The organism is Nostoc sp. 106C, assembly GCF_002154725.1.
Lineage (GTDB): Bacteria > Cyanobacteriota > Cyanobacteriia > Cyanobacteriales > Nostocaceae > Aulosira.
The window spans coordinates 57,955-71,545 of the sequence record NZ_MTAW01000219.1; the positions used below are offsets into that span (position 1 = coordinate 57,955).

Annotated in this window: 6 protein-coding genes; all 6 read left to right on the top strand. The window is 44.6% G+C overall.

Going from position 1 to position 13,591, the window contains the following annotated elements:
* The first annotated feature begins 1,117 nt into the window (after positions 1–1,117).
* The 6 genes from BV375_RS32030 (at position 1,118) to BV375_RS32060 (ending at position 13,587) form a co-directional block, all read left to right on the top strand.
* A complete protein-coding gene (locus BV375_RS32030; RefSeq protein ID WP_166507584.1) occupies positions 1,118–7,066 on the top strand; it encodes a non-ribosomal peptide synthetase in 5,949 nt (1,982 codons plus the stop codon).
* A 796-nt stretch (positions 7,067–7,862) separates the two neighbouring features.
* Positions 7,863–8,924: a hypothetical protein gene (locus BV375_RS32040; protein ID WP_086768063.1), complete on the top strand. Its 1,062-nt coding sequence runs from the start codon at positions 7,863–7,865 to the stop codon at positions 8,922–8,924.
* Positions 8,905–9,960, top strand: coding sequence for a hypothetical protein (locus BV375_RS32045; RefSeq protein WP_143842279.1), 1,056 nt, complete (start codon positions 8,905–8,907; stop codon positions 9,958–9,960). Before BV375_RS32040 ends, BV375_RS32045 begins: the two co-directional genes overlap by 20 nt.
* Before the next feature lie 273 nt (positions 9,961–10,233).
* Entirely contained in the window at positions 10,234–10,695 is a 462-nt protein-coding gene (locus BV375_RS32050) for a chemotaxis protein CheW (RefSeq protein WP_086768067.1), read from the top strand.
* Positions 10,696–10,712: 17 nt separating this feature from the next.
* Positions 10,713–12,311: a methyl-accepting chemotaxis protein gene (locus BV375_RS32055; RefSeq protein ID WP_086768069.1), complete on the top strand. Its 1,599-nt coding sequence runs from the start codon at positions 10,713–10,715 to the stop codon at positions 12,309–12,311.
* A complete protein-coding gene (locus BV375_RS32060; RefSeq protein ID WP_243714114.1) occupies positions 12,271–13,587 on the top strand; it encodes a protein-glutamate O-methyltransferase CheR in 1,317 nt (438 codons plus the stop codon). The genes BV375_RS32055 and BV375_RS32060 overlap by 41 nt, the downstream gene beginning before the upstream one ends.
* Positions 13,588–13,591 lie beyond the last annotated feature (4 nt).

A 13,591-nucleotide genomic window follows, 5' to 3' on the forward strand; every position in this document is an offset into this window, starting at 1 on the left:
TTGCCACTGTTTATTTTTTAAACTGGACTTTTTCTAGATTAATCAACTTAAAATTCTAATTTTTTTTAGAAATTAAAGGTTACAATTTTTGACTTAAAAATAATAACCCATGTCTAAGCAATAAGTGTTTTTGCAATGGCTCAGAGCGTTGTAAATTCCCTATGATTGGCGACGCCTACGACAACCTTAGGTAATGTTTACAGCCAGGAATAATTTATATTACTACACAATTAATTGTACCTCAACAACTGAAACCATGATGATGATAGGTTTTGAGCCTATATAATTACATTTGCAAGGGGAAGTTCAGTATAATTCTGTTAAATAAACAATGTAACATTTATTACTATTAAAATTTATCATTTCAATAATTAACGACTATATTTATTGATATAGGCTAAAAAGAATATTCCTTTAGTTAGAATCATAAAATTAACTAAATGCCATAACATTATCCTCGTTCTACTCTATTTTTTAGAGGATGGTATTATGGCATATTTAACAAAATCAATTATATCTAAAACCATTATACCGATTCAAAGAGCGAATAGATGCCGCCATCAAGATTATTTTTTATTCAAAGCAAAATGCGTCTGTTTCAAAGATTAGTCTCCTGAGACAAGCAGCAAAGTGTCTAGTAGTTATAATCTGAATAGGGTAGGATCATCTCCAAAGATTGGTTGCTGCAAATGGAAATGATTAGGTTTCTATAACGCGCTTAATTAAGAAGCTTTACAATTTAGTTTTTTTCTCAAAAGCATAAGAATCAACACAAAATTTCATTATTTGCATCATCGCAAATAATGAAATTTTGGACAAATACTTATTAGATTAAGACTTGCGCAATAACTCGCTGAAAGTTTTATTCCTTTGTTTCCTACCTTGCGAGCAGGGCTAGGCTTCGGCAACGCCCGCCGTAGGATGCCCGAAGGGCTGTAGGGCGAACGCCCAACATCAAAAGTGTCTATGTGGCACCCTAGCCAGGAAAGGGGAACGTCTTTGCATCTAGGTTTTTTCATAATTTTGCGTAAGTCCTGTAAATGATGAGTCCGGTAGATAAATTTGTGGGTGCAAGAAATACACAGTCAGAAAAAACAAGTTGATATGGATGCAAAATATGATAGTAAATTTTTTGGAAAATAACGCTGCGATCGCACAACATGAGCTTTTGTTGAAGTGGAATAACACAAAATTTGAGTATCCCGAACAATGTATTCATGAGTTATTTGAAGCACAAGTACAGCGCACACCTGATGCCGTAGCAGTGGTGTTTGCAGACCAGAAATTGACTTACTCTGAGCTAAATATTAGAGCCAATCAACTGGCACATTACCTACAGAACCAAGGAGTCGCTTCAGAAGTACTAGTTGGTATCTGTATGGAACGCTCCTTGGAAATGATTGTGGGGCTATTGGCTATACTCAAGGCGGGTGGAGCCTATGTGCCATTAGATCCAGCCTATCCTCAAGAGCGTTTAGCTTTAATGCTGGAAGATTCACAATTGCCAATACTCTTAACTCAAACAGAACTACTTTCTCGCTTGCCATCTCATCAAGCCCAAGTAGTTTGCTTAGATAGTGATTGGCAAACAATTACTCAAGAAAGTCAAGAGAATCTAAATAGCAAAGTCACACCTGCCAATTTGGCGTACACCATTTACACATCTGGTTCTACTGGAAAACCGAAAGGTGTACAAATTATTCATCAAGCAGTGGTTAATTTCTTAGCTTCGATGAAACAACAGCCAGGGTTTACGGCTGAAGATATTTTATTGGCAGTAACAACCATCTCTTTTGACATAGCAGTTTTAGAACTTTTCTTACCTATCACAGTTGGAGCCAAGGTTGCCATAGTAAGCCAAGAAAAAGCTGCCGATGGAAATCAGTTAATCAAACTGCTGGCAGAATCTGGGGCGACAGTAATGCAAGCGACTCCTGCTACTTGGCGAATGCTAATAGCAGCAGGTTGGCAAGGCAATCAACAGTTAAAAATTCTTTGTGGCGGCGAAGCCATGACCAGAAGCTTAGCTAATCAACTTCTGTCTCGCAGTGCTGAGGTCTGGAATATGTACGGTCCTACCGAGACAACCATCTGGTCAACCGTTTATCGGGTAGAACCTGGAGAAGCTCCGATTTTGGTTGGGAAACCAATTGCGAATACCCAAATTTACTTAATTAACCAGAGTGGAGAAGGCAAAGAACAATTAATTAACTTAGTTCCGATTGGAGAAGCGGGAGAGTTACTGATTGGGGGAGTTGGTTTGGCACGAGGCTATCTCAACAGACCAGAATTGACCAACGAAAAATTTATCGATAACCCTTTTAGTGAAGAATCTGGTAATCATCTATATCGTACTGGAGATTTAGCGCGTTATCTACCAGATGGCAACATTGAATTAATTGGGCGAATTGACAATCAAGTTAAAATTCGTGGTTTTCGGATTGAGTTAGGAGATATAGAAGCAGCCCTGAGTCAACATCCTACTATCAGAGCAGCTGTAGTGTTAGCAACAGAGGACAACTCAGGTAGTAAAAGCTTAGTTGCTTACATTGTCACAGCTACAGAACGCATCTCAAACCAAGATGAGAGTGATTCGGCTCTGATTCGCCAACTCAGAACTTTCCTCAAAGAAAAGCTGCCCGAATATATGGTGCCCAACGCCTTTGTGGTGATGGATAAGTTTCCGCTCACCCCCAATGGCAAAATCGACCGTCGGGCGCTACCTACACCACAACAAGCTAAAGTTGTGGTAGCAGAAGCCTTTGTAGCTCCGCGAAATCCAGTTGAACAAAAATTAGCCGAGATTTGGACGCAGGTTTTACAACTCGAACAAGTGGGGATTGATGACAACTTCTTTGAGTTGGGTGGACATTCACTGCTCGCAACTCAAGTTATTTCCCGCGTCCGGCAAGCCTTCTGTGTAGAAATATCCTTGCGATCGCTGTTTAGCAATCCTACCATCGCAGAGTTGGCACAAGCGATCGCCCAGTTGCAAACAGGCGATGACCAAAACCACCAGCCAATTCCCCAACTGGCGAACCGCGAATCAATTCCCCTATCTTTTGCGCAACAACGAGTCTGGTTTTTAGAGCAACTAGAACCAAACAGCTCGGCGTATATCATTACTGATGCCCAGCGCTTGCAAGGTAAACTGAACGTTGGCATTTTGCAACAATGTTTAGATGCGATCGTTACCCAGCACGAAGCCCTCAGAACTACTTTTATCCTTGCTAGTGATGGTAGTCCCATCCAAGTAATTAACCCACCCCGGCCAGTCGAACTCAAACTTATTGACTTGCGATCGCATCCTCAACCAATACAACAAATTCTTAATCAAGAAGCACAACGTCCCTTCAACTTGGCATCAGATCTAATGGTGCGTGCTACCTTGGTGCAGATTGACACAGAGGAGCATATCTTGATGTTAGCCATGCATCATATCGCCTCTGATGGCTGGTCTACAGACATTTTCTGGCAGCAGTTAGCAGTACTTTACGAAGCATTTTTGGAGGGTAAACCTTCGCCTTTAACGCCTCTGCCAATCCAATATGCCGATTTTGCTGTTTGGCAACGTCAATATTTATCTGGGATGCTGCTGGAAGCAGAGCTAGACTACTGGAAAAATCAACTAGCAGGTGCGTCCACTGTCTTAGAATTACCCGCCGACCGACCGCGCGCTCCCATCCAAACCTATCGAGGGGCGAGCCAATCGTTGAGTTTATCCTCAACTCTAAGTGCATCGCTCACTGCCTTGTCGCGTCAACAAGGTGTGACTTTGTTCATGACTCTATTGGCGGCTTTTGGTACTCTACTGCATCGTTACACTGGACAAGAAGACATTCTCATTGGTTCGCCAATTGCTGGTCGCAACCGTGCAGAAATTGAAGAGTTAATTGGATTTTTTATCAATACAGTTGTCTTGCGGACTCAATTTGCTGATAACCCCAGTTTTGCTGACCTACTAGCTCAAGTTCGGGAAGTAGCATTAGGAGCTTATGCGCACCAAGACATGCCCTTTGAGAAATTAGTAGAAGAACTCCATGTAGAACGGGATACCAGCCGCAACCCCCTATTCCAAGTGTGGTTTAATATGCTCAACTTAGGGGATATGGAAGTGGAACTACCTGGGTTGGTGGTTGAACCTGTTTCTTTAGTGGAAGCTCCTTCCAAGTTTGATTTAACTCTGTATGTCCTCGAACAACAGGAAATTCGATTGGAACTAGTTTACAATGCTGACTTGTTTAATGCAGAACGGATGCAGGAAATGTTGCATCAATTTCAGCATTTACTAAGTCAGATAGTTGCAGTTCCCCAGCAGCCAATCAGTTCCTATTCTCTGGTGACACCAGCATCGCAATCTGTGTTGCCACAACCAAGTGCAACTTTGCCACAGCCAGATTACGAATTAGTCACAACAGCATTTACTTTTTGGGTTGATAGAAATCCAGAACAGACAGCGCTGCGTCAAGGCTCTAGCAATTGGAGTTATCAAGAATTAGGCGATCGCGCTACAACTCTCGCCAGGGCAATGCTATCAACTGGAGCCAAGCCAGGAGATGTAGTCGCCGTCTTCGGAACAAAAAGCTTTGGGCTGATTGCCACTACAATCGGTGTCCTCTTGAGTGGCGGTGTGCTTTTAACTATCGATCCGCAACTGCCCAGCTATCGCCAAGAACTCATGCTGCAAGCGGCAAAAGCGAAATATCTCATCTACATTGATGGTGAGTATCCAGAAGCTAGCGAGTTATGGCAATCTCTGAGCGTCATCTCTGTGGATTCACAGACGGGAGCAGTCATAAATCTGCCCCAAAATGGCAATCAAATTATTGAACTACCACAAATCCAAGCAGATGATGCCGCTTATATCTTCTTTACATCCGGCACTACAGGTATTCCCAAGGGTGTGTTGGGGTGTCATAAAGGACTGGCACATTTTCTCACTTGGCAACGGCAGACTTTTAACATTGGGCAGCAAGACCGAGTTGCTCAATTGACTGGACTTTCTTTTGATGTTGTCCTTAGAGATATCTTCTTACCTTTAATTAGTGGTGCTACCTTGTGTCTACCTGAAGCAGGGGATAACTTAGAACCAACGAAAACTCTACATTTCTTGGAACAAGAGCAAATTTCTGTACTGCACACAGTCCCTTCCTATGCGCAATCTTGGTTAGTTAATGTTCCAGAAGATGTCTCGTTACAAAACTTACGCTGGTTGTTCTTTGCGGGAGAACCACTCAAACAGACACTTGTACAGCAATGGCGCAAAGCATTCCCAACGTCAGGGGAAATTATCAATCTTTACGGGCCAACAGAAACAACTCTCGCGAAGTGCTATTACCAAGTGCCTGATGAACCAACACCAGGAGTCCAGCCCATCGGATTACCGCTACCCCAAACCCAAGCATTAGTGTTTACTTCCCATAATCAAATTTGCGGTATTGGTGAGTTGGGCGAGATTGTGATCCGGACGCCATTTCGCAGTAAGGGATACATCAACGCTACCGCAGAAAATCTGGCTCGGTTTGTCAAAAATCCCTTTGGCAATGACGAACAAGATTGGCTTTACTATACAGGCGATCGCGGCCGCTATCGTCCAGATGGCTTACTAGAAATTCTCGGTCGTCAAGATCATCAAATCAAGCTCCGAGGGATACGCATTGAACCAGGGGAAATTGAGAGCGTATTAACTCAACATCCAAATGTGTTCCAAGCTGTAGTCATTGCCCGTGAAGATGTTCCAGGTGACAAACGCTTAGTGGCTTATATTACTCCAAAAGATACAGCACCCAGCATCAGCGATGTGCGGCGCTTTCTTTCTACCAAGCTGCCACAGTATATGATACCTTCAGTTTTTGTCTTACTAGGCACTTTACCTCTCACCCCGAACGGTAAAGTAGACCGCTGTGCCCTCCCAGCACCGGAATTATCTAGACAGGAACTAGAAGCTACCTTTGTTGCACCTCGCAATCAAGTAGAACGTCAGCTTGTACAAATTTGGCAACAAGTTTTAGGTGTCGAATCTATTGGCGTTAGAGATAATTTCTTTGAACTAGGCGGACATTCGCTACTAGCAGTCAAACTATTTTGGCAAATTGAGCAGACATTTAGTAAACATTTACCTTTGGCGAGTCTTTTCCAATCAGCAACTATTGAAGCTTTAGCTCAAATAATTAGCCCAGAAGAAAATCAGAAACAGAAAAAATCATTAGATACTTGGTCATCCCTGGTAGCAATTAAACCCAATGGTTCTAAACCACCTATATTTTTAACTCATGCAATTTGGGGTAATGTCCTCTTTTATCGAGATTTAGCACGTTATTTAGACTCAGAACAACCAATTTATGGACTACAAGCACGGGGAATTAATCCGCAACAAGCAGCGGTAACTTCCTTAACAGAAATGGCCGCTAACTACATTCAAGAAATTCGTCAGGTTCAACCTCATGGGCCCTATTATCTTGGTGGCTATTCTTTAGGCGGTTTGATAACTTTTGAAATTGCCCAACAACTAAAAGCACAGGGTGAACAAATTGCTCTGCTGGCTATCTTTGATATGTCAGCTCCCGGTTATTCTAGACCAGTTGCTAACTCTGATAATTCTCTGTTTTTTCATGCTCGGAAACTTTTGAATCTGAATATTAAAGAACAACTCAATTATGTATGGGCAAGGGTAGCTTGGCATCTAGAGATAGGAAAGGCGAGCAGTTTAAATAGGTTCTACCTACGTTATATTAAACGCTCACTTGCAGAACTGAGACTTTTGGATGTAGCTTTGGCTAACGATCAAGCTCGTAAGAACTATGTACCATCAATCTATCCTGGTAAATTGACTCTTTTGCGAACTAGTGAACAAAATGAAGGGTTAGATATCGACCCCCTATGGGGCTGGGATAAGCTAGCTGCTGGAGTAGAAATTCATTACGTTCCTGGTGCTCACACCTCTGTTATGCATGAACCTCATGTACAAGTAGTTGCGGAGAAATTGCGGAATTGCTTGAACAAAGTAGATGCAGAATCAACGCTCAAGATTGAGGAGGAAATGGCGCGAGCTGTAGCCGTAAGATAAGTCTGGTAATGAGATTGCTTTTCTGCGATCGCAGTAACAGATACTACTTTTGATTGCAACTTGGTATTAAAAATTTCTACCAAATCAAACAATCTTTGCAACATCTCATTCATTTATAGGGGTGCACAGCTAGCTGTACGCCCTTACTCATGTATTTGTTGCTTGCTTAGACCAGGTAGAACGAGCTACCTCAAAACTGTTTAAGCTGGAAGATATTCTAGAAGCAGTCTGTCAAAACATCCTGGCACTGGAGCAGTATGGGCTAATTTGGCCAAACATTACCTGGAACCAGACCCAGAACTAAGAGATATTCAGCACTTCTAGACAAAGATAAGCACTTATTAGGTGTACTGAATGTGGAAAGTCAGTATATTTCAGCTTTCAACCAGAGACATCAGCGAATGATTGTTCAATACTGCTGATGCTTTGTGTGGCTAAAAAGACCAGAGTAAGATTCTACTTGAACTCAAGAATAAAGACTAAGCTTGGAAAGCGATCGCACCTGCCGATGATGCTTTATTATGGCTCTGGTCAAATACAGGAAACATCACTTGGAACCCAACCAACTAAACCTATTTCCAGACGTGAAACCCAAACCAGCACTTAGAGCAGAGACATTGGTGATCAGTGCTGATGCCCTGCTGAAGTGGAAAGCCCAGATTTTGGACTATCAGCAACGGGTGAGAGAGAGCAAACCGCCGGAGCAGGTGACACTCTTCGACCTAGCCCCCACGCACTGTGACCCAGACACTATGTGCGAGCATAGCAGCAAACTAATTCGAGCATCAAAATATGTATGTCATCTGACCTGAAATTTCTGCTGCAACTCGCTGGTCGGCTGTTGAGCGGGCTAGTGCTGATGATCCTGGTATGGTTATGGGTTGGAGCATCCGGGGCATTCGCAGCGACCGTGTCATCGCCCCAAACCTGTCGAGTTGGGATTTATATCGCGGCACTGCGGGATTTGAATTTACCAGAGAAACAATTCAGTTCTGATTTTTATGTGTGGAGTGTTTGCCCTTCTGAGGAATTGCAGCCGCTGACAAGCATGAAGGTGCTCAATGTGGAGGACTTTCACAATTTTAAAGCGGCATTTGACAGTACGCTACCTCGAAAGGATCTGCCCAAGTGGTTTTACCCGAAGAATAATGTATATTGGTCGGAGCGAAAGATTCGGGCGACGCTGTACCAGAGGTGGGATGTGAGTAATTTTCCCTTTGATCGCCACACCCTGACTATTGCCCTGGAGGAACCCACCAAAAACGCTTCGCAGTTTGTTTATACACCTGACTTTGAGAATTCTGGCTACCAACCCAATATGAATCTAGACGGATGGGAGATTACCCACTTCAAACTGGTTGAACAGAAGGTTCCCTATGCGTCAACCTTTGGCGATCCAGAACTCACGGCTCCACAGGACAGTTACTCTCGTCTCGTTGCGGCAATTGACATCAAGCGGGTTAAATTTTTCAGCTTCTTTAAACTAACGATCGGCGTATATATTGCGTTTGCCGTCGCGATGCTGTCGTTCTTCTATGATTCTGATACGGTGAATTTGACGAGTCCCAGACGAGCGATTTATGTTGGTGCATTGTTTGCTGCACTGTTGAATATGCGGGTTCAAGAATCGGTGCTCGGTCGTACTGAAGACTTAACGTTGGTGGATCAAATTCACATCGCTGCGATTCTCTATATTTTTGGTGCTGGATTTATATCTGTTTATTCGCGATTGATGTCAGAAAGCGGTCAGAAACAGCAGGCAAAATGGTTGGATCGGCAAATTTTCTTTCGCCTGTTTACGGGTTCCTTTGTTGTGTTTAATGTAGTTGCGATCGCCTATGCCATTATTGTCGGCTGATTGGGTTTTGCGAAGGGCTTGTTTACTGATTGCTATCTTGATGCTGGCAATGAGTATCGGCCTATTTACCCAGGTTTCTTCTGCTTTAGCAGAACCAATCACATCCCCCAAAACCTGTCGAGTCGGGATTTTCGTGACCTCCTTACGCAACTTCAAGTTTGCCGACAAATCATTCCGGGCTGACTTTCGCGTCTGGAGCGTTTGCCCATCCAAAGACCTGAAACCCCTAGAGAGTATGCAGGTAATTGACACCATCGAGTCTGAGGAAGTGGATTATCAAACGCAGAATAAGCCCAATCGAACTGAATCGTTTGCCACAAAGGGTGATGTTTACTGGTCGCAGCGCGATGTCAGTGCGGTGTTGAATCAGAACTGGAATATTCAGAACTACCCATTTGATCGTCATACGTTGAAAATTGTCCTAGAAGAAAGCATCCAGGATGTGAACGGATTTGTTTACACCCCTGACTTCAAAAATTCTGGCTACCAACAGGATATGAGTCTCGGCGGCTGGAAGATTACGGACTTTACCTTGCAAGAGGAAAAAAGTGCTTACCAGACTACATTTGGCGATCCAGAATTAATGAATAAGAAAGGGATCTACTCTCGCCTGACAGTTTCTATCCCCATTCAGCGCGTCAAATACATCAGTTTCTTTAAGCTAACGGCGGGGCTATATGTTGCGTTTGCCGTAGCTATGCTGTCGTTTTTCTATGAAACGGGACAGCCCAGTTTAGTAAGCGCCCGCACCAGCTTACTGGTGGGCTGTTTGTTTGCTGCATTGGTAAATATGCGAGCACCAGAGTCGGTTTTGGGACGCACAGAGAGCTTGACGTTGGTGGATCAAATTCATATTGTGGCAATCGTCTATATTTTTGTGGCGGCACTAGCAACCGTTCTTTCTAGACTAATGAACGAAAGGGGGCAAGGAAAACAGGCTATGTGGTTTGATCGCCGTCTACTGTTTCGGGTGTTGACAATCTCGTTTATTGTCCTGAATGCGATCGTCATCTCCCACGCGGCGATCGTGGGCTAAAAACATTCACCATGCCTAAAAGTCATAGCCTTATGCTTATGAAACACTAGACTTCATGGAGTTGCCCTATGTATTATAGGGTCTGTGTATTGATTGGGAAACCTCAAAGAATTGCTCTATGGTATAAAGCAATACAACAATGTCCAATTGGCTTAAATTCTTTTGCTGCAAAAATCTTCCAATTTCTTAAAGAATTGAGGAGTGGTTAAGTTCATTGCATGTCATTACCATAATTTAACCTATTGATAATCTTACATTTATTACATTTATTTAATGTTAATTTTGCTTTTTTATACAGGAAATGATCTTTACGCGATCGAAAGTTCCCATGTAGTTGAAGTGATTCCACGAGTGAGTTTGAGGACAGTTCACCATGTTCCCGATTACGTGGCAGGTTTGTTTAACTACCGGGGGATAATTGCACCTGTGATTGATCTATGCCATTTGATTCAGGACACTCCTAGCCGAGCCTACCTGAGCACGCGCATCATTATTGTCAAACGCGATCAGCCAAATTCAGCAGTTCAATATTTAGGGTTAATGGCAGAACGGGTGACAGAAACCTTAACGATATCCAGTGACGAAATTCGGCGATCAAGTCTTCGAGCAGAAGCAGCGCCGTACTTGAGCGGCATCATTGTGGATGAGAAACGAATGATCCAGTGCGTCCAGCTTGAACAATTGTTCAGCGATAAGCGCCATACTGACTTGTTGAACAGTGAATACGCTGAGTGATAATACACTAAGTGATTATGTTGAATAAAATTACCAACCGTCTCATTCTCGGTTTCTCAATTCCAATTTTGTTTCTGATTATTCTGGGAGCTATCTTGTATTCTAGTACTGCCCACTTGGTCAAAGTGCAGGGGGACTCCCAGCGCACGAGCGAAAACATCAAGGATATGGGTGAGTATGCGTATGCCGTTTCCAGAATCATTGCCAGCATTCGCGGGTATGCCCTCTATCCTCAAGACCAGTACTATCGCGGCACTTATGAGAGCGCCAGAAAAGACTTGCTGCAAAACAAGCAAGATTTGGCGCAGGTTATCGATCCGCAAGCCAAAGAAGCGATCAATGAAATGATTCAGCTTGGTGATGAGTACGATCGCGTGGCCGCTGGCGTTTATCCGCTCGTCGATGCCAATAAGCTGGATGAGGCAAAAAAGCAAATCGAAATCCCCCGACTGGCAAAACTGGAGGAAGCCCGTACCCGCGCCCAGAAAATTCTCCAATCTCGTCTGGATGAAAATCTCCAGGAAGGTGAAAGAGCCAAGACATTGGAAACGGTCGTTGTAGTACTAGGAACCCTATTGACGATTGCAGCAACGATTGCGCTTGCTCTGTGGATCGCCCTTCCCATCCGCCGCCAGTTGCCAAAGGTGGTGCAGGCGGCCGAGCAGATTGCCGATGGAGACCTGCGCCAAATACTTGAAGCCAAGCAAGACGGTAGTGAGATTGGACAGTTGATGACTGCCTTTCACTACATGAACAAAAAGCTGCTTGATTTGATTCAACAAATGCAGCGATCAGGCGTGCAAATCAGTACCTCTGCAACACAAATTGCTGCCGCCGGAAAGGAACTAGAAGCCACTGTTGCCGAGCAGCTAGCGTCCACCTATGAAGTCAGCGCCACCTCTCAGCAAATTGCTGCCACCTCTAAAGAACTGGTCAAAGTTATGGATCAGGTGGCAGGGTCAGCACAGTCAACGGCTACAGCAGCGAGTGCTAGTCAGGATGACCTGAACCGGATGGAAGCGGTGATGCGGCAGTTATCCGATGCCACGACTGCTATCACGACCAAACTGGGTGTGATGCACGAAAAAGCCAACAATATTAACAGCGTTGTCACCACCATTAATAAGGTTGCTGACCAGACTAACCTGCTGTCGCTAAATGCGGCGATCGAAGCTGAAAAAGCAGGAGAGTACGGAGCGGGCTTTGCCGTTGTGGCGCGAGAGATTCGCCGATTAGCCGATCAAACTGCTGTCGCCACTTTAGAAATCGCTCAGATGATCAAGGAGATGCAATCCGCCGTTTCAACGGGGGTGATGGAAATGGACAAGTTCAATCAGTCAATGGTCAAGAGCGTTGCGGATGTGAGCAAGATTAGCAATCAGGTGACTCAGGTGATTCAGCAAATGCAGGGACTGACACCCCGATTTGAGCAGGTGAGCCAGAGGGTTGAAGAGCAATCACAAGGTGCACAACAGATTAGTGAAGCCATGAGCCAGTTGAGCCAGGCTTCCCAGCAAACAATGGATGCGCTGCGGGAGACCAACAACGCCGTCGGACAGCTTGATGAGGCGGCACATGGGATGCGATCAGAAATTACTCGATTTAAAACGGCTTAGGCTGATGGTGTTTTCTGCGATCGTCCAACAGTTGCGCCAATCCACTGGCTTAGACCCTGACATCATTGGTGCTAACCGGATTGCCAGGGCAATTGAAGGGCGACGACTGGATTGTGGCATGCCGGACTTGGAACGCTACTGGACGCGGCTCCAAACCTCCACAACCGAATTGGAGGAACTGGTTGAGCAATTAATCGTCCCGGAAACCTGGTTTTTTCGAGATGGCAAACCGTTTGAATACCTGAAAACCTATGCCACCTCTGAATGGCTATTGAAGCCGAATCGTGACACACTACGACTGTTGAGTGTGCCTTGCTCGACGGGGGAGGAACCCTACTCAATGGCGATCGCCCTCCTGGAAGCTGGGTTATTGCCCAGGCAGTTCGCGATCGATGCGATGGATATCAGTCACCGTTCCATTGCTAAAGCCAACCGAGCGGTTTACACCAAAAACTCGTTTCGTGGGGATGCCTGGACGGGTCGAGAGCGCTACTTTCAACAAACCATTGAAGGGTATGAACTCTGTCAGCCTATTCGTACCCTGGTCAACTTTCAACCCGGAAATGTCATGACTTCCTTGGCGCTGACTCAGAAGCAATACGACATCATTTTCTGTCGCAATTTGCTGATTTACCTGCAACCAGAAGCCTGTTCCAAGGTTTTAGCCGTGATCGATCGGCTGCTGCTTCCAGGTGGATTGCTGTTCGTTGGGGCATCTGAAACCGGAAAAATTGTGGCAGATCATTATTGCTCGATCCGACAGCCGTTTACGTTTGCCTATCGCAAGTTAGAAGTAACGCGATCGCCCCAACTAGCAGTTCCTCAAAGAACGATTGAAACAAGTTTGTTGCCTGACGCTCCTCCTCAAACTGAAGAACAGCGAATTGAACGTTGCTCAGAGTTAGGAAGTGAATACCCAAATCAATCGCTGGATTTACAAACACTCGATTTACAAACGGTGAAACTATTAGCTGATGCCGGACGGTTGGCAGATGCGATCGCCCTCTGTCAAGCTTATCTCGTGAACCAGCCCACCGATGCCGCCGCTTATCTGCTTTTGGGCGAGTTGTATCAGGTTGACCAACAGAACAATGCAGCCCAAGAGTGCTTTCGACGGGCAGTTTATTTAGAACCGAACTCTGATAAAGCCCTAATTCACCTGGCATTGCTGAAGCAGCATCAGGGAGATATCGCTGGGGCAGAAATGATTCAACAGCGAATTCAGCGCTTGCAATATAGACTTAGAACGGTTGAAACAGACAGTCAGAAGGGGTAGCGAA